A 20889-nucleotide genomic window follows, 5' to 3' on the forward strand; every position below is an offset into this window, starting at 1 on the left:
ACCCACGGCTCCAGCACCCGAGCGCAGGGCCAGGGGCGGCTACCATCGGAGCACTCTGCATCGCCCCTCCCGAGGAGAACCGAACCGATGTCCCAGGCCTTCCACGCCGATTCCTCCGACCTCGTCGTCAAGGAGGTGCTGAGCTGGGAGCTGTTCGGCACTGCCTCGCGCGAGTTGGCACAGAACATCGCTGACTCCGACTTCGAGCCCGAGATCGTGATCGCCGTTGCCCGCGGCGGGCTGCTGCCCGCAGGCTCGCTCTCCTACGCCCTCGGCCTCAAGCTGGCCGATGCGATCAACGTCGAGTTCTACACCGACGTCCACGAGACCCTGCCCGATCCGGTGCTGCTCGCGCCGATGCTCGACACCGAGTCGATCAAGGGCAAGCGCCTGCTGGTCGTCGACGATGTCGCCGATTCCGGCCGCACCCTCGCCCTGGTGCTGGACCTGCTGCGTGAGATGGGCGCCGACGCCCGCAGCGCCGTCCTCTACGCGAAGTCCGCCTCCGTGGTCTCCCCGGACTACGTGTGGCGCCGCACCGATGAGTGGATCGTCTTCCCCTGGTCCGCCGAGCCGCCCGTGACCCCGGCCGGCGCCTGACCCAGCGCCGGTTCCCCTGCCTGCGCTGGTTCCCCGGCCAGCGCCGGGACCCCGGCCGGCAGGGTCGCGATAGGACGAAAACGAGCCAGAATCCGTGAGGATCTGGCTCGTTTTCGTACGATCCTGCGTTGCCTGCGTTGCCTGCGTCCCGACGGGCGCGGTGGGGCCCGCGGGGCGCCTCAGCGCTGGGGCATGGGGGGCGTTGGGTTCCCTGAGTCGGTGGAGGAGCCGACGGCGGCATCCGTACCGGGGGTGTCGTCGGCGCTCGCCGCGGCGTGCTTGCCCTCGTCGTCGCCGTGCTCGTCGTCACCGTGATGCCCGAAGGGCAGGAAGTGCATGATGACGGCAACGATGCCGCCGACGATCAGGCCGAGCACGAACGAGAAGAAGGTGTTGATCAGCCAGGCGAGCACTCCGCCGACCCCGGCGACGCCAGCCACCAACCCCTCGAGGTGGTGGACGAAGCCATAGGGCTGGGCGAGCCCGAGCTCGTGGGTGCCGACCAGCAGGATGTGACCGCCCACCCAGAGCATCGCGACCATGCCCACATAGCTGATCACGGTCATGACCTTCGGCATCGCCTGGACCAGGCCGTTGCCGAACTTCTGCTTGAACTCCGAGTCCTTGTCGGCCGCCATCGCCAGGCCCACGTCATCCATTTTCACCAGGATGCCGACGGCGCCGTACACCAGCACGGTGATGCCGATCGCGACGACGACGAGCACGATCGCGCGCGCCCACAGCGAGTCCGCTTCGATCGAGTTCATGGAGATCACCATGATCTCTGCGGAGAGGATCAGGTCCGTGCGTACCGCGCTCGAGACGATCTTGTCCTCGGCGTCGGCTCCCTTGGCGGCGGCCGGCGCCTTCTTCGGCTTCCCGCTGACCAGCTCCCAGATCTTCTCGGCGCCCTCGAAGCTGAGGTAGAGCCCGCCGAGCATCAGGATCGGCGTCAGTGCCCAGGGTGCGAAGATGCTCAGCAGCAGCAGGACCGGCAGGATGAAGATGAGCTTGTTGCGGAAGGAGCCCTTGGTGATCCGCCAGATGATCGGCAGTTCGCGCTTGGGCTGGAGCCCCTTCACGTACTGGGGCGTCACCGCGGCATCATCGATCACCACCCCCATGGCCTTCGAGCTCGCCTTGACGGAGGCGGCGGCTATGTCGTCCGTGCTGGCTGCGGCCAGGCGCGCGATTGCGGCGACGTCATCGAGCAGTGCAGCGAGTCCACCGGCCATGCTGAGGTTCCTTCTCTCGAGGGGACGGCCGCACGCGCGGCGATCCGGCTCAGGATAACGGGCGTGCGCACCCTCGCGGCCCGGGAGCCCGCCCGATGTCCACCCACCGCGAACATGGCGGGGGAGGCCTCGACTCCTGGTAGCGGCGGTGACAGTGTGGGTGCCATGGATATTGCACTTATCGGAGGACATGGGAAGGTCGCGCTGCTCGCGGCACCGCTGCTCGTGGAGGCCGGGCACACGGTCCACTCGGTGATCCGGAACCCGGAGCATGCGGGGGAGGTCGAGGCCACCGGTGCGAAGGCGGTGCTCAGCGACATCGAGAGCCTCGACGCCGGAGGCTGGGACGAGCTGCTGCGCGGCAAGGACGCAGTGGTGTGGTCCGCTGGCGCCGGCGGCGGGGACCCGGAGCGCACCATCGCGGTCGATCAGCGGGCGGCGATCGCGTCGATGGACGCCGCTCAGCGCGTCGGAGCGAGCCGCTACGTGATGGTCAGCTACTTCGGCGCGAGCCTGGAGCACGGCATCCCTGAGTCGGAGCCCTTCCACGCCTATGCCGAGGCCAAGGCGCAGGCCGACGCCCACCTGCAGGGAACCGAGCTGGCCTGGACGATCCTCGGCCCCTCGGGCCTCACCCTCGAGGAGCCGACCGGACGAATCGATCTCGGCGCGCCCGAGAGCGGCACCGTCTCGCGCGCCAACGTGGCCCGCACCATCGCGGCCGCCATCGAGCGTCCCGGCACCGCCGGGAAGTTCCTCCAGTTCAACGATGGGGAGCAGGAGATCGGCGCAGCTTTCGACACCGTGATCTGACGCGTGATCTGACGCCGCGAGCTGATCCCGCGAGGTGACGCCGCGAGGCGGAACTGCGGGATGGCCCCGCGGGAGATGCCGCCCCAGGCGGGCCCCGGTTGCCCCGACGCGACCGGGGCCCTCGTGCGTCGCAGGGGTCGGAGGGCATCCATCGGTTCGTCCGACCTGCGGTGATCGCGCGACCTGCGGTGTTCGTGCGACCTGCGGTGATCGTGCGACCTGCGGTGATCTATCGTGAGTGGACCGGACCGAGAACGAGGAGCAGCAGCAGTGGACAGCGCACGCCGTTGGGCCGGGATCGTGGCCCTCGCGGCCGGGATCTTCGTGCTCATCACCATCGAGGAGCTGCCCATCGGGGTGCTCAGCGTGATGGCACCGGATCTCGGGGTGAGCGAGGGCATGGCCGGCCTCACGGTCACGGTGCCCGGTGTCCTCGCCGGCATCGTCGCCGTCCTCACCCCCGTGATCGTGCGCGGGATGGATCGCCGCCTCGTGCTGGTCCTCGCCCTCGCCTCCGTCGTCGTCTCCAGCGCTCTGAGCGTCATCGCCCCGACCTTCGCGGTGCTTCTGATCTCCCGCCTCTTCGCCGGCATCTCGATCGGCCTGTACTGGGCGGTGATGGCGATCGTTGCCCTCGGCCAGGTCGGGAAGGAGCATGCCGCGCGGGCGCTGACCATCGCCTTCAGCGGCGCGGGGGCTGCGCTGGTGCTGGGCGTGCCGGTCGCCGCCTGGATCGGCACCCACATGGGGTGGCGGGCCGCCTTCGCGATCGTCGGAGCGGTCGCTGCGGTCGTCGCCCTCCTGATCCTGGTGCTGGTGCGTCCCGTGCGCTCGCCGGTCAACGTCACCCCGGCGATGATGCTCCTCGCAGCCCGCACTCGCGGGGTGCGCTACGCGGTGGCCCTCACCCTCCTGGTGGTGGTCGCGCAGTTCATCACCTACTCCTATGTCAGCCCCATCCTGCTGGAGCGGGCGGATGTGCCCGTGACCGATGTGGGCATGATGCTCCTGGCCTACGGCATCGCCGGACTGATCGGCAACTTCGCCGTGGCCCCGCTGCTGCGCCGCAGCGCCCCCTGGGGCGTGCTGGTGGTCTCCGCCGGGGTGGGGGTGTCGCTGATCGCGGTGCACCTGCTCATGGACAGCCCGGCCATGGCCCTCGCGATCCTGCCGCTGTGGGGATTGTTCGTCGGAGCGATCTCGGTGGCCATCCAGGCCTTCGTGGGCTCCGAGGCCGGTGAGGTCCTCGAAGAGGGCACTGCGCTGAACAGCGCGGTCTTCAACATCTCGATCGCCGCCGGTGCGCTCGTGGGCGGGCTGATCATCGACCGGGCCGGCCAGGGGGTCCTGATACTCACCTCGACTGCGATGGTGAGCGCCGGCGCCCTCCTGGCCGCGTACTACGTGCTCACCTCTCGCTCTCGCGGCCGACAGGCGACGCCCCTCCAGTAACACCGCCGGCAGCGGGATCCCGCAGGCTGCGCAACCTCCCGGCCCGCAATGCTGTTCAGCTCCGGACGCCGTTCAGCCCGTGACCCGGAACGAGTCCGCCCCGCGCGGTGCCTCCCGGTGTACGTCGATCCCGTCGACGCGGGCGCTCGAAGGACCCTTTCGCAGGTGCTCGATCATCGACTCCACGGCCTCCGGCGGGCCCTCGACGTCGGCTTCGACCGTGCCATCGAGCAGATTCCGCACCGTGCCGCCGACACCCAGCCGCGATGCCGCCGAGGCGGCATCCATCCGGAAACCGACTCCCTGCACCCGGCCCCGGACCCGCACGATCCGCCGCACAGACTCGATGCCGTCGGCTGCTGCGTCGTTCATGACTGTCCCCTCCCGGTGGGCGTTGCGCGTGCCTGCGCGTCACCCGATCGTCCTCGCCCTGATCGTAGTGTCGGCCGTCGAGGGCACCTCTCGTGGCCCCCTCGACGCACCTCATCAGCACCCCAGAGCCAGAACACCGTCCGCGTGCGAAGAAAACCTCTGGACCGTCAGCCCCGACGATGGTGGAATCCAGTCATGGCGACGACGCTGACCATCCCGACCCCCGACCTTCTCGAGCACGCGATCGGGACGCTGCGCACCTGGCAGCGGGAGGATGGCCCGTTCCATCTCCATCCCGGCGATCTCGGCTGGCACCACCTGCGTGGGGCCGAGGCCGCTACGGCGCACCTGCGCCTCTGGCACCGCGAGGATCGCCTGGTCGCCCTCGGCCTGTTGGACGGGCCGGACCTCGTGCGCACCGCTGTGGATCCTGCTCTGGCCGCCGACGAGGAACTCGCCCGCTCCATGGCCGAGGCCCTCGCCCGGCCCGAGCATGCGGTGCTGCCGGAGGGCCAGGCCTTCGTGGAGGCGCATTCCGCGCATGGTCTTCGCACCGAGCTGCTGCGGCGCGGCTGGAGCGAGGGAGAGCCGTGGGTGCCCCTGCGCCGGGGCCTCGCCGCGCCGGTCGAGGAGCCCGGGATCGTCATCGAGCAGGTCGGCGCCGACACCATCGCGGAGTACACGGCCGTGCACCGCTCCGCCTTCGACAGCCCCGGCGTGACTGATGAGCGCTTCCGCATCATGACCACCTCACCGGCCTATCGCGACGCCGTCTCGCTGCTCGGCCGCGACTGTGACAGCACCGCAGTCGCGGTGGTCACCGTCTGGTCCGCCGGCGTCGGCCGCCCCGGACTCATCGAACCGATGGGCGTGCACGCGGACCACCGCGGGCGCGGCCACGGTCGTGCGATCTGCCGTGCCGCCGCCGCGCAGCTGCGCGACCTGGGAGCCTCGAGCGCGCTGGTGTGCACCCCGCGCTCCCAGGCCGGCGCCGTGGAGACCTATGTCGCGGCCGGATTCGCGCAGCGCGCAGAGGTCCCGGACCTGCAGCGCTGCGCGGTGACCTGAATCCTCGCCGCTGGCCTCAGGCGTTGTCTCCGCCGGTGTCGACCGCGGCCCCGCCGGAGACGGAATCGCCGCCGTCTCCCCACTGCCATTGGGCGATGTCCGGGGCGTCCTCCCCATGCTCGTAGGCGTAGGCCCGCGCCCGCAGGCGGGAATCCACCATCTGCTGGCGCAGGCCGGCGTAGCGGATGCTGAGCCCCTCGACCCGGTCGATCACGTCCATCACCAGGTGGTAGCGGTCCGCGTCGTTGAGCATCAGCATGTCGAAGGGCGTCGTCGTGGTGCCCTCCTCCTTGTAGCCGCGCACATGGATCCGGGAGGTGCGGTCGTGGCGGTAGGCCAGGCGATGGATCAGCCACGGATAGCCGTGATAGGCGAACACCACCGGGATGTCCTGCCCGAAATACCCGTCGAAGTCCCGCTGCGAGAGGCCGTGCGGGTGCTCGGTGTCGTCCTGCAGACGCATCAGATCCACCACGTTCAGCACCCGCACCCGCAGCTCGGGGATCTCCGCACGGAGGATCTTCGCCGCGGCGAGCACCTCGATGGTGGGGATGTCCCCAGCGCAGGCGAGGACCACCTCCGGCTCCTGGCCGCTCTGCTCGGTGCCCGCCCAGTCCCAGATCCCCAGCCCGCGCGCGCAGTGGACGACCGCCTCGTCCATGCTCAGCCAGGTCGGGCCCGGCTGCTTGCCGGCGACGACGACGTTGACGTACTGCTTCGAGCGCAGGCAGTGGTCATAGGTGGACAGCAGCGTGTTCGCGTCCGGCGGGAGGTAGACCCGTACGATCTCCGCCTTCTTGTTGACCATGTGATCGATGAAGCCCGGGTCCTGGTGCGAGAAGCCGTTGTGGTCCTGCCGCCATACATGGGAGCTCAGCAGGTAGTTCAGCGAGGCGATGGGGCGGCGCCATTCGAGCTCACCTGACACCTTGAGCCACTTGGCGTGCTGGTTGACCATCGAGTCGACGATGTGGATGAACGCCTCATAGGAGGAGAACATGCCGTGGCGGCCCGTGAGCAGGTATCCCTCGAGCCAGCCCTGGCACTGGTGCTCGGAGAGCACCTCCATCACCCGCCCGGCACGGGCGAGATGCTCGGAGCGGTCATGTTCCTCGAAGTCCGCGTTCCACTGCTTGTCGGTGGCCTCATAGACCGTCTGCAACCGGTTCGACGCCGTCTCGTCCGGGCCGAAGATCCTGAAGTTCGACGGATTGTCCCGGACTACATCCCGCAACCAGGTGCCCAGCACCTTCGTCGCCTCCGCGATCACACCTCCGGGACGGGGGACCTCCACGGCGTACTCGCGGAAGTCCGGTAGTCGCAGCGGGATGAGCACCGAGCCGCCGTTGGTGGAGGGATTCGCGGACATCCGCAGCTCACCGGTCGGCGCGGCGGCGGCGATGTCCTCGTGCAGCCTGCCCTCCTCGTCGAACAGCTCCTCGGGCCGGTAGGACCGCAGCCAGGAATCGAGGTTCGCGAGATGCTCGTCGGTGTCCCGTGCGTTGGCCAGCGGCACCTGATGCGAGCGCCAGGAGCCCTCGGTCTTGTTGCCGTCGATCTCCTTCGGCCCGGTCCACCCCTTCGGGGTACGGAAGACGATCATCGGCCAGGCAGGGCGCTCGGTCTCGCGACCGGCCTTGGCATCCTCGGCCGCGTGCTGCTTGATCTCCGCGATCTGATCGAGCGCCTGATCCAGGACCTCCGTGAAGCGTCGATGGGTCTCCAGCGGGTCCTCATCGTCGAACCCGCCGGTGAAGAACAGCGGGGTGTGCCCGTATCCGCGCATCAGCGAGGCGAGCTCCTCGTCCCCGATTCTCGCGAGCACCGTCGGATTGGCGATCTTGTAACCGTTCAGATGCAGGATCGGCAGCACCACGCCGTCGTTCTGGGGATTGACGAACTTGTTGGAATGCCAGGAGGTGGCCAGCGGTCCCGTCTCCGCCTCCCCGTCCCCGATCACCGTGAAAGCGATCTGATCCGGGCTGTCGAACATCGCGCCGTAGGCGTGCGAGAGCGCGTATCCGAGCTCGCCGCCCTCATGGATCGAACCGGGCGTCTCCGGGGCCACGTGCGAGGGGATCCCGCCGGGGAAGGAGAACTGGGTGAACAGCCGAGCCAGCCCGTCCTCGTCCTCGCTCACCGCCGGATACACCTCGGAGTAGGTGCCTTCGAGATAGGTCGAGGCGACCAGTCCCGGGCCGCCGTGACCGGGGCCGGTGATGTACATGGCCTTCAGCCCGCGCTGAGCGATCGACCGGTTCGCATGCGCGTACAGGAATGTCAGGCCCGGCGTGGTGCCCCAGTGCCCCAGCAGCCGCGGCTTGACGTGCTCCCGCTGCAGCGGTCGGCGCAGCAGCGGGTTGTCCTTGAGGTAGATCTGGCCGACCGACAGGTAGTTCGCGGCCCGCCACCAGGCGTGGAGCCGCCGGAGGTCCTCCTCCGTCGGGGCAGTGGCAGGAGAGTCGGGCCAGCGAGAGTTCATGGTCATGGCGCCTTCCAAGGGGTCGGGAGACCTGCAGGAGCTCCGGCAGGGACGACATCCTCACTGTAGAGCCGGATCGCGGACCTGGAAAGGGGCCGACGGTCCCGACCCGGACCGTTCGGTCCACAGCCGATGAGAGGCGGATGAGAGTCTCCTCAGCATCCGCTCATGGCCCCTTCCCCGTTCTAGCCTGGGGTGACTGTTCGACATCGGGAGTCTGCCGCCGCGGGTGGCAGCACCCCTCCAGGAAGGTGGCACCCCATGAACCGCACCCTCATCCGTCCCCGCACCACCGCCCGCGCCGCGGCGCTCGGGGCACTCGTCGTCGCCCTCGCCGCCGGCTGCGGCGGCACTGATCAGAGCGAGGACGGCGCAGCGCCCAGCGAGGGGTCCGGCACCGCCCAGGAGGGAGGTGACGCCTCCGACGAGGGTGCTGCGACCGACGATGGCGCGGCCGATGACACCTCGACCGACGACAGCGCTGCGAGCGATGACGGCGGCGCGACGGGCTCCGCGCAGCAGGAACCCGCCGCGGCCGCACTGCCCGAGGACGCGGATCTCGCCACCGAGGAGCTGCCGATCACCGCCGAACGAGCACTCGAGATCGCCACCGAGACCGTGGGCGGCGGCGAGCTCGTGCAGATCGAGATCGACCACGATGACCGCGCCTGGGAGTGGGAGCTCGAGCTCATCGCGGACGGCACCCAGCACGAGCTCGACATCGACGCCACCACCGGCGAGGTCACCGCACACGACACCGATGATGACGACGACCAGGACCCCGTGGTCGACGTGACCTCCCCGATGGCCTACGCCGAGGCGATCGAGATCGCCCTCGGTGAGGAGCCCGGGCGCGTCAGCGGCTGGGACCTGGACTCCGACGACGGCAAGATCCGCTACCAGATCGACATCGACCGGGCCGACGGCGGCGACGTCGACGTGGAGGTCGACGTCGAGACCGGTGAGGTCAGGATCGACGACTGACGATCGCCGCGCGCTCGACGACTGATGCTCGCTGGGTACTGCGGTCGTGCGCTCGACGACTGGTGCTCGCTGTGCACTGCGGCTGTGCACTGCGACTGTGCGCCGCAGCCGAGCGCCCTGGCTGCGCACCCTGGCCGGGCATCATGACCCCGCACTACGGTGGGGACCGGGCACAGCACCCGCCCGGACCCCACCGTCGGCAGGAGACGCCATGGACACCGTTGTCATCGACAGCCCCGAGAACTCGCGCTACGAGATCCGCGTGGACGGGACCACGGCCGGATTCGTGGACTACCGGCTGCGCGGGGAAGTTCTCGCAGCGGTGCACACCGAGATCGACGAGGCGTTCCAGGGACAGGGCCTGGCCGGCCAGCTCGTCCGTGGCATGTTCGCCGACCTCCGCGAGCGAGGACTGCAGCTGCATCCCTACTGCCCGCTCGTGCACCGCCTGATCCGCAAGAACCTCGCGGAGCACCTGGACCTGGTGCCGGAGAACGCCCGGGAGCGGTTCCACCTGCCGCTCACGGCCGAGGAGCCCGCCTCCGAGGACGGCCCGCCAGCCTACGAAGGCTGAGCGCCGGGCGGGCCGCCCGCCTCCTCAGCGCGCGGCTATCACCGGCTCGCCGGCGTCGTCGCGATGCATGACCTCGCGGCCGCTCTGCCATACCCGCAGCGTCCGGTTCCGCACATCCAGCGGATCGCCCTCCCAGAGCACCAGATCCGCGTCCTTGCCCGGGGCGAGGGAGCCGAGCCGATCGGCGATCCCCAGCACCTCGGCCGGGTTCAGGGTGATCGCCCGCAGCGCGTCGGCCGAGGCCATGCCGTGCTTGACGGCGAGAGCCGCCTGGTCGATGAGGAACTCGATCGGCACCACCGGATGGTCGGTGATGATCGAGACCTTCACCCCTGCCGCGGTGAGGATCCCGGGCGCCTGCGGGGTGCGGTTCCGGACCTCCACCTTGGAGCGGGAGACGATCAGCGGTCCGTAGAGCACCGGCACCCCGGCGGCCGCGATCCGGTCGGCGATCAGGTACGACTCGGTGCCGTGGTCGAGCACCAGCTCGTAGCCGAACTCCTCGGCGAGCCGCAGGGCGGTGGCGATGTCGTCGGCCCGGTGCGAGTGCTGGCGCCACGGGATCTCGCGCTCCAGCACCCGGGTGAGCGCCTCGGAGACCAGATCCGCATCGCGTTCCTCGACGGGCTTCGCGCTCCAGGCGCGGGCCTTCGCGAAGGCCTGACGGATCGTGAGAGCCACGCCGAGTCGGGTCGAGGGGGTCTGGTTCCGCTCCCCGTAGACGCGCTTGGGGTTCTCGCCGAGCGCGGCCTTGAGCCCGGAGGGGCTGCGCAGCACCATGTCGTCCACCACGCGGCCATGGGTGCGGATCGCGACCGCGAGGCCACCGATCGGGTTCCCGGAGCCGGGATTGACGTTCACCGCGGTGATGCCGCCGATGATCGCGTCGTCGAAGCCGACCTCGACGGGGTTGATCGCGTCGATCGCGCGTGCCGCGGCCATCACCGGGTCGGTCATCTCGTTGGTGTCCTGGCCGGCCCAGCCCTCGCCCTCCTCCCACACGCCGAGGTGCACGTGGGCGTCGATGAACCCCGGCAGCAGCCAGCCGCCCGCCGCGTCGAGCACCTCGGCATCTGCAGGGATCTCCAGGTCGGGCCCGAGATCGGTGATCCGTCCGTCCTGGATCAGGAGCGTCCCGTCGAAGGGCTCGCCCTCGATGGGGACGATATGGGCATTGGTGATGGCGGTGAAGGTCATGCGACGACATTCCGCCGACCGGACGGTGGAGTCAAATCGGCGGCGAAGCCCCACCTCGGGGAGCCGCCCGGGCTACCCTGCGTTCATGTCGAAGAAGCCGAAGACCTCGAAGACACCGAAGCAGTCAGCGCCCAGAGACCAGACGCCCACCGGCTTTCTGATCGAATCCGGGTGGAAGGGCGAGGTCACCGAGCTCGACCCCCGCGCCACCCCCGGCTTCGACGGGAAGAAGGACGACGGCAAGGAGGTGCTCGCGGATCGCGATGGCGAGCTCGACGAGCTCCAGGAGCGCCTGTACGCGGCCCACCATGGTCAGGAGGGCGGCCGCTCCGTGCTGCTGGTCGTCCAGGGGATGGACACCTCCGGCAAGGGCGGCATCATGCGCCATGTGGTGGGGAACGTGGACCCGCAGGGCGTGGACATCGCCGCTTTCAAGGCCCCGACCCCGGCGGAGAAGCGCCATGACTTCCTCTGGAGGATCCGCAAGCGCACCCCAGCTCCGGGTATGATCGGGGTCTTCGACCGCTCGCACTACGAAGATGTGCTGATCCATCGCGTGCACGGCTGGGCCGACGCGAAAGAGATCCGCGAGCGGTACACCGCCATCAACGCCTTCGAGCGGGAGCTCACCGAGGCGGGGACGACGATCGTGAAGGTCATGCTGCACATCTCCCGTCAGGAGCAGGGGGAGCGGCTGATGGAACGGCTCGAGCGCCCGGACAAGCACTGGAAGTTCAACCCGGGTGATGTCGACGAGCGCCAGCACTGGGATGACTACATGCAGGCGTACACACGGGCGCTGAGGGCGACCTCGACGGTCGCGGCCCCCTGGAACGTGATCCCCGCCGACCGCAAGTGGTACGCCAGGATCGCAGTCCAGCAGCTGCTGCTGAACGCCCTCGAGGGCATCGACCCGCAGTGGCACGTCGCCGATTTCGACGTCGAGGAGCAGACCGAGCGGCTGCGGGAGACGATGGACTGACCTGGCGGTCCCGGCCTTCGCGCTGTGCCGAGGCCGGCTCCCAGGAAGCGGCTTGTGCCGCTCAGCTCCGAAGAAGATGATGGAGTCATGGCTTCCATCACCTTCAAGAACACTCCCATCAGCACCGTCGGCGAGCTGCCGGCCACGGGTTCTGCCCTGCCGGCCTTCGAGCTCGTCGGCCAGGACCTCGGTGCCGTCTCGAGCGCCGACCTCGCCGGCAAGCGCGTGGTCCTGAACATCTTCCCCTCGGTGGACACCGGCACCTGCGCGATGAGCGTGCGGAAGTTCAACGAGCTCGCTGCGGGCTTCGAGAACACCGTGGTCGTCTGCGTCTCCTAGGACCTGCCCTTCGCCCAGGCCCGCTTCTGCGGCGCCGAGGGCATCGAGAACGTCGTCACCGGCTCCGCCTTCCGCTCCTCCTTCGGTGAGGACTTCGGCGTGACCATGAGCGATGGACCGCTCGCCGGGCTGCTCTCCCGCGCGGTGATCATCACCGACGAGACCCGCAACGTCCTCTACACCGAGCAGGTCGGCGAGGTCTCCGAGGAGCCCGACTACGAGGCAGCGCAGGCCGCGCTCGCCTGAGCGCTCCCCTTCGACCGGCCCGCGCCCGCGTGAGCGGCTGCTCGCCCCCTGACCTCAGGGCCCGGCTCGCCCTCGGCGCAGACCGGGCCCTGTCTGCTCCACCACAGGAAGGATCGGATCATGAGCACCCCCGAGATCACCCTGGAGCGCGTTCACGACGTGCTGGACGACGAGGGCTCCGCCGCTCACGAATACCGGGTGCTGGTGGATCGGCTGTGGCCCCGAGGCATCAAGAAGGAGCGGCTCGCGCACGACGACTGGGACCAGGACGTCGCCCCCAGCTCCGAGCTGAGGAAGGTATTCCACGGCGATGAGCTGGGTTTCGAGGAGTTCTCGGCCAGGTACCGCCACGAGCTCGAGACCAGCGACGCTCCTCAGGCGCTGCTGGACCGGGCGAACGAGGCCGAGGCCCGGAGGATCGTGCTCCTGTTCGCCGCGAAGGACACCGAGCACAACCATGCCCAGGTCCTGCACGAGGTGCTGGAGGACCTGACCCGCTGACGCGCCGCGCCTCTCCGCGCGCGCGCCACCGGGCGGACGTCCGCTCGCCGCGGCTCCGTGCGCAGTAGGGTCGACGCCCGTGGAACCCCTCTCGCTGATCCTCCTGCTCGCCCTGGGCACCCTCGCCGGTGCGATCAACGCGGCAGTCGGCTCGGGCTCCCTGCTGACCCTCCCCGTGCTCCTCGCCCTCGGCATCCCGCCCGGGGTCGCCGTGCGCACCAACACCATCGGGATCCTGTTCTCCACCATCGGCTCCACCTACGGGTACCGCCGGGAGATCGCCCAGGAGAAGGGGAACCTTCGGCCGCTGCTGCTCGTCACGGCGGTGTGCGCGACCCTCGGAGCGCTCCTGCTGCTGATCTCCCCGGCACAGGCGCTTGACGTCGTGGTGCCGGTGCTGATCATCGTCGCCCTGGCGATGGTGATCTTCCAGAAGCGCCTCACCGCGTTCCTGCGCGATCGGCAGGATCGCCGGTCGGCCCGCCGCCGGACCGTCGCCGAGGGGCCAGCAACGGAGGCAGCCGAGCAGCGCAGCCCATATCGGTCTCCGGGGCTGATCGCCGCGATGGGCGGTGCGTCGGTCTACGGCGGCTACTTCACCGCAGCGCAGGGGGTGCTCTATCTGGGCATCCTCGGCATCTTCACCGGCCGGCCGATGGGTTCGGTCAACAGCATCAAGAACCTGCTCAGCCTGGTGGTGAACCTCGCCGCGGCAACCGTCTACGTCATCGCGCACTTCGTGCTCGGGGTGGAGATCGTGTGGCTCGCCACCGCAGCCATCGCTGTGGGGGCTCTGCTGGGCGGGTACTTCGGTGCCCACCTGGCCAAACGGATGCCCGAGTGGCTGCTGCGCGGCATCATCGTCGTCGTCGCCCTGGTGGCGCTGCTCCGCCAGGTCCTCTGACCAACGCGAGCCCCCGGGGACCAGCGCGAGCACCGGGGACTAGCGCGAGCCCGGGGACCAGCGCGAGGCCCGGGACAGCGCGATCACCCGGCGGACCGGGAGCGGAGCAGGAGCTCCAACTCTCACTGCAGGAACTCTCAGCGCAGGAACGGCAGGGCGTGCGCGAGCACCTCATCCGAGGGGAACAGCGTGCCGCCGTGGTCGCGCCCGGGCAGCGGCACGAACTCCGCGTCCGGCATCAGTGCGGCAGCCCGCTGGGAGTCCTCGAAGCGCGGGTGGTCCTCGGTCCCCGCCACCCACAGGGCCGGCACCATGCACTCCTCGAGCACGTCATCGGGCACCCCCGGGGTGTCATCGGTGGCGCTGAGCAGTGCCGCGACCGCGAGATGGTCGGCCGCGAGGAAAGCGGTACGTGTCGCGCGGGCCCGCCGAGAGGTGACGTCGGGGCTGAGGCCCTGACCGATGCAGAACGACTCCATCCCCTCCTTCCGCACAGCCTCGATCACCCCGGGAAAGAACACGGAGTCGACCTGACCCTGCTGCGCCGAGGCGGAGCCGCCGAGGCTCACCAGGCGGGTCACCCGCCCCGGATGCGCGAGTGCGGCACTCAGCGCGATCCGAGCGCCCAGCGAATAGCCCATCAGCGCGGCGCGTCCGATCTCCTCGGCGTCGAGCACTGCCAGCAGATCCGCCACCAGCACCTGCTGGGTGTAGACGGCAGGGTCGTGCGGCGCCCCGGAGCGTCCGTGGCCGCGGATGTCCACCCGGATCACGGTGTGCTCGGCGGCGAGCGGCGCGAGATAGCCGAGGCCCCGCCAGATCGCCCGGGAGAGCACCGAGCCGTGCAGCAGCACGAGCGCCGGGCCGGAGCCGGTCACGTCATAGCGCAAGTCGATGCCATCGACGGGGGAGGGGATGACGGGCACGGCAGGCCTTTCTCGGGCGGGGTGGAGCACGCTGCTCCGCGCGCCCCAGAGTACGCAGGCAGCAGCGGCGCTGCGGGTCACGCCGCAGGGTGCATCGCGGATCGCGTCGCAGGGTTCGCCGCAGGTCGGGCTGCAGACGCCGGACGCCGGCCCGGTCCGCACAGGGCGGTCCGGACCGGCGTCTGGTCTGCGGGGCTCAGGGAACCAGCGGGCTCAGAGCGCCGCCGAGATCTCCTCGAGGATCCGGTTGAAGGTCGCCGACGGGCGCATCACCGCAGCGATCTTCTCGGCATCGGGGCGGTAGTAGCCGCCGATGTCCGCGGGCTTGCCCTGCACCGCGAGCAGTTCCTCGGCGATGGTCTGCTCACTGTCGGTGAGCTTCTTCGCGATGGGACCGAACGCCGTGGCCAGCTCGACGTCCTCGCTCTGCTGCGCCAGCTCCTGGGACCAGTACATCGCCAGATAGAAGTGGCTGCCACGGTTGTCGATGCTGCCGAGCTTGCGCTGCGGGGACTTGCCCTCGCTGAGCAGTGTCTCGGTGGCGCGATCCAGGGCGTCGGCGAGCACGCGGGCGCGGTCGTTGCCGGCAGTACGAGCCAGGTGGCGCAGCGACTCGGCCAGTGCCAGGAACTCCCCGAGAGAGTCCCAGCGCAGGTAGTCCTCCTCGATGAGCTGCTGGACGTGCTTCGGGGCGGAGCCGCCGGCGCCGGTCTCGAACAGGCCGCCGCCGTTCATCAGCGGCACGACCGAGAGCATCTTGGCGCTGGTGCCGAGCTCCATGATCGGGAACAGGTCGGTGAGGTAGTCGCGCAGCACGTTGCCGGTGACCGAGATGGTGTCCTCGCCGCGGCGCACCCGCGCCAGGGTGTGCTCGGTGGCCTCGATGGGGGACATGATCTGGATGTCCAGACCCTCGGTGTCCTCCTCCGCCAGATACTTCTCGACCTTGGCGATGAGGTTGCGGTCATGGGCGCGGGACTCGTCGAGCCAGAACAAGGCGGGCATGCCCGACTCGCGCGAGCGGCGCACCGCGAGCTGGACCCAGTCGCGGATCGGGGCGTCCTTGGCCTGGCAGGCCCGGAAGATGTCGCCGGCCGCGACCTCCTGGGTCATGAGCGCGGCGCCGGAGGCGTCCCGCACCTCGATGCGGCCGTCGGCCGCGACCTCGAAGGTCTTGTCGTGCGAGCCGTACTCCTCGGCCTTCTGCGCCATCAGGCCCACGTTGGGGACGGTGCCCATCGTGGTCGGGTCGAAGGCGCCGTTCTGCTGGCAGTCCGCGATGGTCGCCTGGAAGACGCCCGCGTAGGAGGAGTCGGGGATCACCGCGAGGGTGTCCTGCTCGGCGTCGTCCTTGTTCCACATGTGGCCCGAGGTACGGATCATCGCCGGCATCGACGCGTCCACGATCACGTCGGAGGGGACGTGGAGGTTGGTGATGCCCTTGTGGGAGTTCACCATCGCGAGGTCCGGGCCGTCGGCCAGGTCCTGCTCGATCGCGGCCTTGACGCCCGCGCGAACGGTCTCCTCGAGGCCCTCGACCCCGGCGAGGATTCCTCCCAGGCCGTTGTTGGGGGACAGGCCGGCCGCAGCGAGCTGGTCACCGAACTGGGTGAACAGGGTCGGGAAGAAGGCGCGCACGGCGTGACCGAACAGGATCGGGTCGGAGACCTTCATCATGGTCGCCTTCAGGTGCAGGGAGAACAGCACACCCTGCTCCTTCGCAGTGGCGACCTGCTCGCGCAGGAAGGCCTCGAGCGCCGCAACGCGCATCACGGTGGAGTCGACGACCTCACCGGCGAGCACCGGCAGGGAGGCCTTGAGCACGGTCTCGGTGCCGTCGGCTGCGATGTGCACGATCGAGAGGGTGTCTGCGGCCTCGAGCACCACGGACTGCTCGTTCGCCCGGAAGTCGTCCTGGCCCATCGTGGCCACGGAGGTCTTCGAGTCCTTGCTCCAGGCGCCCATGCGGTGCGGGTGCGCCTTGGCGAAGTTCTTCACCGCGGCGGGGGCACGACGGTCGGAGTTGCCCTCGCGCAGCACCGGGTTCACGGCCGAGCCCATGACGGAGTCGTAGCGGGCCCGAACGTCCTTCTCCTCGTCGGTGGAGGGGGACTCGGGGAAGTCGGGCAGGGAGATGCCCTGGGCCTGCAGCTCGGCGACGGCGGCCTTCAGCTGCGGGACCGAGGCGGAGATGTTGGGCAGCTTGATGATGTTGGCGTCCGGTGCCTTCGCCAGCTCGCCCAGCTCGGCGAGAGCATCCGCTTCGCGCTGGTCCTCGGGCAGGAGGTCGGAGAAGGCCGCGACGATGCGGCCGGCCAGGGAGATGTCACGGGTGGTGACGTCGATCCCGGCCGTGTCCGAGAAGGCATCGAGGATCGGCAGGAACGATGCGGTCGCCAGCATCGGCGCCTCGTCGGTGTGGGTGTAGATGATGCGCGCCATGTGTCGCGGTGCTCCCTCGGGTCGGTGCGGCATTTGTCTTGACGTCAAGACTAATCGACGACGGGCTCGGCCCGCCCCATCGATCAGGATGCCTCCACGGTACGTGAGATGGTGCTCGTCCGCTCGGCTCCGGGACCTGGGTCTCAGGCGGCCGGCTCCTCGTCGACTACCTCGACCTCCCAGGGGTCCGAGAGCACGATCTGGGTCGCACCCTCCGCATCGACCGTGACCGCGAAGCCATGCGCCCGGTAGGAGCCGGGGGAGAGGGCGCCGCGGCCGCAGGTGGAGCGGCTGACCCAGGCGCGATCGACGCGGGTCACCCCGTCTTCGTCGATCCACTGCAGGCCGACGTCCGTCGCATTGCGGGCGCCGGTCACCACCGTGCCCGTGGCGGGATCGACCACCACAACTCCCTGCAGCAGGGCGCGGGTGCCGAGCTCCTGCGCCGTGACCGTGACCTTCGCGGTGATGGCCGTTCCCGGCTCGTCCTCCGGGACCAGGGTCGAGACGCTGGTGGTGGGATCCTCGACATCGACGGTCAGGCCGTCGCCGTCGCCCACCGCCTCCAGCGGCGCACGGCAGGCCAACTGCGAGAGATCCACGGGAACCTCACCGGTCGGGGCGCTGATCGCACCGGGCACGACCTTCAGCCGGCCGCCCACCACGTCGACCAGCACATCCTCGCTCGCCCTCCAGCCGGAGTCGTCCGTCCCGCGGCCCGGCCCGTCGATCCCGCCTCCGCTGAGTCGCAGCAGGAACTGGCCGTCGGGCAGGGGCGCGTCGTCGCAGGTGCCCAGCGTGAGGTGCGCGGTGGCGGCCGACGGGGCCGGCTCGCCCTCCGCTGCGGCGATCTCGACGCGTTCGCGCACCACCATCGGCGGGACCGGTGCGCCCTCGACGCCCAGCTCGCCGTCGTACCCCGGCGCGGGGACGCCGCGGTTCTCCGGATGGGCCGGCAGCAGCACCCCCTCGGGGACGAAGCCGGTGTAACTGTGGTCCGCCGCGAGGCGGAACGGTCCCGTGAGGGTGAGGTCGTTGCCCTCGGTGCTCATCGATTCGGGGGTCAGCACCCCGCCCTCGGTCGAGGCGGGCAGCGGGCTGTCCTCCTCGCCGGGACGGCACAGCCAGGACGGGTCCGTCGCCGTGCTCGCGGTGCTCATGACCTGCTCGGGGTCCATCGGCTCCGCGGCAGTCGACGGCGCATCCGGGGTGGAGGGGCCGCTTCCGGGCAGCGCAGGGAGGGCATCGCAGGCGCCGAGCGAGAGGATCAGCAGCCCGGTGGCGAGCGCACTCGCCCTATGGCGCCGCAGCAGAGGACGACTCTTCTCCGTGTCGCCCCGACCCTCCGCCGTGACCATCGTGTCCCCTTCCGGTCCCCCGACCCTCCACCTCAGGCCGGTGCCTCCGCATGGCCGTCTTCGGTGCTGGGGAGAACGTACCGGAGCGCGCCCCGATTCACCGCACCAGCCCGATCCACAGCACGCGCCCGCCTCACAGCACCAGCAGCGTCACCGCCATGACCGCCATGCCGGCCACCAGTGAATAGATCACGGTGTGGTGCTCGCCGGTCTCCTCCGCCGCCGGCAGCAGCTCGTCGAGGGACACGAAGACCATGACTCCGGCCACGCCGGCCAGGATCGCTCCCATGGCATCCCCGCTGAGCAGGGGAGAGAGCAGGAGGAATCCGAGCACCGCCCCGACGGGTTCGGCGAGTCCGGTCATGGATGCGAGCCAGAAGGCCTTGCTCCGGGAGCCGGTGGCCCGACGCACCGGCACCGCGACGGCGAGACCCTCGGGGATGTTGTGCAGCGCGATCGCGGCGACCACCGGGATCGCGACCTCAGGCGCCTGCAGCGCGGCCACGAAGGTCGCGAAGCCCTCGGGCACGTTATGCAGCGCGAGGGCCAGGGCGGTGACGGTGCCGGTGCGCAGCAGGCGGGCGCGCAGGGCCAGATCGGCGGCCTGCTCGTCCGGAGCGCGGTGCTCGTCCTCACCGTGGCTGCCGTCCATCCGGCCCGCGAACTCGTGGGGGCTGACCGCGCTGGGGACCAGCCGGTCGAGCACGGCGATCAGTGCGATGCCCACGAAGAAGGCGAGCACGGCGAAGGCGGTGCCGCGGGCATCGGCCTCGCCCCCGGAGAGCACCCGGATGCCCTCGGGCAGCAGCTCCATGAAGGAGACGTAGAGCATGACCCCGGCGGAGAGCCCGAGACCGCCGGCCAGGACCTTCGCGTTGGTGCCGCGCCCCAGCACCCCGAGGGCGGCACCGATGCTGGTGGCGCCACCGGCGACGAGAGTGAGGAGAAAGGCGACGAGCACGAGGACGACTGTAACCCTGCGACCGGGTCGATCCGGGAGGGAGGTCCTTCCGTGGGATGGGCAGAACATGCCCGGTCCCCGCCGCCCTTCTAGACTGACGCCATGCCTGATCCCGCCCCGTTCCTCTCCGTGATCGACCTCCGCGCGCGGCGCCTGAGTGCGGCCGAGCTCACCGCGGCGCTGCCGCGAGCCGAACTGGACGTCGAGTCCGCGGTCGCGGCCGTGCGCCCGGTGGTCGAGGACGTCGCCGCGCGGGGTGCCGCCGCGGTGCGCGATGCCTCCGAACGTTTCGACGGGGTGCGGCCGGAGCATCTGCGGGTCCCCAAGGAGGAGCTGGAGCGCGCGCTCACCGAGCTCACTCCGGAGATCCGCGCCGCTCTGGAGGAATCCGCGGCCCGGGTGCGTGCCGTCGATTCTGCGCAGTCCAGGCCCGACGAGACGGTCCAGGTGGTGCCCGGGGGCATCGTGACCCAGCGTTGGGTGCCGGTGCGCCGAGTCGGACTGTACGTGCCCGGCGGGCGAGCCGTGCTGCCCAGCTCGGTCGTGATGAACGTGGTGCCGGCGCAGATCGCCGGAGTGGAGCAGATCGTGCTCGCCTCGCCGCCCCAGAAGGAGTTCGGCGGCCTCCCGCACCCGACGATCCTTGCGGCCTGCGCGTTGCTGGGGGTCACCGAGGTGCTCGCCGTCGGCGGCGCCCAGGCGATCGCGCTGCTCGCGCACGGTGCCGAGGATCTGGGTGACGGCCGTGGCCTGGAGGCCGTGGATCTCGTCACCGGTCCCGGCAACGTCTATGTCGCAGCCGCCAAGCGCCTGGTGCGCGGGCAGGTCGGGATCGACGCCGAGGCCGGGCCGACGGAGATCGCGATCCTCGCCGACGCCGATGCCGACCCCGCCTTCGTCGCGGCGGATCTCATCTCCCAGGCCGAACATGACCCGTTGGCCGCGAGCGTGCTGGTCACGGACTCCGCCGAGCTGGCTCACGCGGTCGAGGCCGCGCTCGCGATCCAGGTTCCCGCCGCCGCGCATCAGGCGCGCATCGAGGAGGCGCTGCGTGGTGAGCAGAGCGGTGTGGTGCTCGTCGACGACCTCGAGCAGGGGCTGGCGGTGGTCGACGCCTACGGTGCTGAGCACCTCGAGATCCAGACCGCCGATGCCGCCGCCGTCGCCGCCCGGGTCACCAACGCCGGTGCGGTCTTCGTCGGATCCCATAGCCCGGTGAGCCTCGGCGACTACGCCGCCGGGTCCAATCACGTGCTCCCCACCGGCGGCACCTCACGCTTCACCGGCGGGTTGGGCGTGCAGACCTTCCTGCGCGGCATCCACGTGGTCCACTACGACCGCGACGCTCTCAAGGGTGCCCGCACGGCGGCGACCACGCTCGCCGATGCGGAAGGGCTGCCGGCTCACGGCGCGGCGATCGACATCCGCTTCGCGGACTGACTCCCCGCGGCGG

Annotated in this window: 18 protein-coding genes and 1 pseudogene; 11 read left to right on the plus strand and 8 right to left on the minus strand. The window is 70.2% G+C overall.

The window, feature by feature from the left end:
- Window positions 1-87 precede the first annotated feature (87 nt).
- Entirely contained in the window at window positions 88-600 is a 513-nt protein-coding gene (locus ACTH43_RS07475; protein ID WP_441444297.1) for a phosphoribosyltransferase, read from the plus strand.
- 179 nt (window positions 601-779) lie between these two features.
- On the opposite strand, the gene ACTH43_RS07480 is transcribed toward ACTH43_RS07475, so the two are convergent.
- Window positions 780-1835 carry a DUF808 domain-containing protein gene (locus ACTH43_RS07480; protein WP_441444298.1) on the minus strand — a complete coding sequence of 352 codons (1056 nt, stop codon included), beginning with the start codon at window positions 1833-1835 and terminating at the stop codon, window positions 780-782.
- A 165-nt stretch (window positions 1836-2000) separates the two neighbouring features.
- On the opposite strand from ACTH43_RS07480, the gene ACTH43_RS07485 reads away from it, so the two are divergent.
- Together ACTH43_RS07485 and ACTH43_RS07490 are read left to right on the plus strand one after the other, a co-directional pair.
- Window positions 2001-2648, plus strand: coding sequence for an SDR family oxidoreductase (locus tag ACTH43_RS07485; protein WP_441444299.1), 648 nt, complete (start codon window positions 2001-2003; stop codon window positions 2646-2648).
- A 270-nt stretch (window positions 2649-2918) separates the two neighbouring features.
- Window positions 2919-4100, plus strand: a complete 1182-nt coding sequence (locus ACTH43_RS07490; protein ID WP_441444300.1) for an MFS transporter — start codon at window positions 2919-2921, stop codon at window positions 4098-4100.
- A 72-nt stretch (window positions 4101-4172) separates the two neighbouring features.
- Here ACTH43_RS07490 and ACTH43_RS07495 read toward each other — a convergent pair whose 3' ends face one another.
- Entirely contained in the window at window positions 4173-4472 is a 300-nt protein-coding gene (locus tag ACTH43_RS07495) for an acylphosphatase (protein ID WP_441444301.1), read from the minus strand.
- 195 nt (window positions 4473-4667) lie between these two features.
- On the opposite strand from ACTH43_RS07495, the gene ACTH43_RS07500 reads away from it, so the two are divergent.
- Window positions 4668-5540: a GNAT family N-acetyltransferase gene (locus ACTH43_RS07500; protein WP_441444302.1), complete on the plus strand. Its 873-nt coding sequence runs from the start codon at window positions 4668-4670 to the stop codon at window positions 5538-5540.
- A 16-nt stretch (window positions 5541-5556) separates the two neighbouring features.
- On the opposite strand, the gene ACTH43_RS07505 is transcribed toward ACTH43_RS07500, so the two are convergent.
- On the minus strand, window positions 5557-8022 hold the full coding sequence (locus ACTH43_RS07505; protein WP_441444338.1) for a phosphoketolase family protein: 2466 nt from the start codon (window positions 8020-8022) through the stop codon (window positions 5557-5559).
- A 261-nt stretch (window positions 8023-8283) separates the two neighbouring features.
- Between ACTH43_RS07505 and ACTH43_RS07510 the strand changes: the two genes are divergently transcribed.
- Both ACTH43_RS07510 and ACTH43_RS07515 read left to right on the plus strand, forming a co-directional pair.
- Complete coding sequence (locus ACTH43_RS07510; RefSeq protein ID WP_441444303.1) at window positions 8284-9006, plus strand: PepSY domain-containing protein; 723 nt, start codon at window positions 8284-8286, stop codon at window positions 9004-9006.
- A 211-nt stretch (window positions 9007-9217) separates the two neighbouring features.
- Window positions 9218-9580, plus strand: coding sequence for a GNAT family N-acetyltransferase (locus ACTH43_RS07515; protein WP_441444304.1), 363 nt, complete (start codon window positions 9218-9220; stop codon window positions 9578-9580).
- Window positions 9581-9604: 24 nt separating this feature from the next.
- On the opposite strand, the gene ACTH43_RS07520 is transcribed toward ACTH43_RS07515, so the two are convergent.
- Entirely contained in the window at window positions 9605-10777 is a 1173-nt protein-coding gene (locus tag ACTH43_RS07520) for an amidohydrolase (protein WP_441444305.1), read from the minus strand.
- A gap of 85 nt (window positions 10778-10862) precedes the next feature.
- On the opposite strand from ACTH43_RS07520, the gene ACTH43_RS07525 reads away from it, so the two are divergent.
- The 4 genes and pseudogenes from ACTH43_RS07525 (at window position 10863) to ACTH43_RS07540 (ending at window position 13749) form a co-directional block, all read left to right on the plus strand.
- Window positions 10863-11759, plus strand: coding sequence for a polyphosphate kinase 2 family protein (locus tag ACTH43_RS07525; protein WP_441444306.1), 897 nt, complete (start codon window positions 10863-10865; stop codon window positions 11757-11759).
- 87 nt (window positions 11760-11846) lie between these two features.
- Window positions 11847-12344, plus strand: a pseudogene (gene tpx, locus ACTH43_RS07530) (thiol peroxidase).
- Window positions 12345-12464: 120 nt separating this feature from the next.
- A complete protein-coding gene (locus ACTH43_RS07535) occupies window positions 12465-12845 on the plus strand; it encodes a DUF488 domain-containing protein (protein WP_441444307.1) in 381 nt (126 codons plus the stop codon).
- A gap of 79 nt (window positions 12846-12924) precedes the next feature.
- Window positions 12925-13749, plus strand: coding sequence for a sulfite exporter TauE/SafE family protein (locus tag ACTH43_RS07540; RefSeq protein WP_441444308.1), 825 nt, complete (start codon window positions 12925-12927; stop codon window positions 13747-13749).
- A gap of 137 nt (window positions 13750-13886) precedes the next feature.
- Here the strand turns inward: ACTH43_RS07540 and ACTH43_RS07545 are convergent, their stop codons facing one another.
- From ACTH43_RS07545 to zupT, 4 genes are all read right to left on the minus strand, one after another.
- Complete coding sequence (locus ACTH43_RS07545; RefSeq protein WP_441444309.1) at window positions 13887-14675, minus strand: alpha/beta fold hydrolase; 789 nt, start codon at window positions 14673-14675, stop codon at window positions 13887-13889.
- Between the two features lie 213 nt (window positions 14676-14888).
- Complete coding sequence (locus ACTH43_RS07550; RefSeq protein ID WP_441444310.1) at window positions 14889-17117, minus strand: NADP-dependent isocitrate dehydrogenase; 2229 nt, start codon at window positions 17115-17117, stop codon at window positions 14889-14891.
- A gap of 143 nt (window positions 17118-17260) precedes the next feature.
- Complete coding sequence (locus tag ACTH43_RS07555) at window positions 17261-18475, minus strand: hypothetical protein (RefSeq protein WP_441444311.1); 1215 nt, start codon at window positions 18473-18475, stop codon at window positions 17261-17263.
- Between the two features lie 133 nt (window positions 18476-18608).
- A complete protein-coding gene (zupT, locus tag ACTH43_RS07560; protein WP_441444312.1) occupies window positions 18609-19436 on the minus strand; it encodes a zinc transporter ZupT in 828 nt (275 codons plus the stop codon).
- Between the two features lie 102 nt (window positions 19437-19538).
- On the opposite strand from zupT, the gene hisD reads away from it, so the two are divergent.
- Window positions 19539-20876 (plus strand): histidinol dehydrogenase, encoded by a 1338-nt coding sequence (gene hisD / locus ACTH43_RS07565; protein WP_441444313.1) that lies wholly within the window; start codon window positions 19539-19541, stop codon window positions 20874-20876.
- Window positions 20877-20889 lie beyond the last annotated feature (13 nt).

It is taken from the genome of Brachybacterium sp., assembly GCF_052095815.1.
Lineage (GTDB): Bacteria > Actinomycetota > Actinomycetes > Actinomycetales > Dermabacteraceae > Brachybacterium.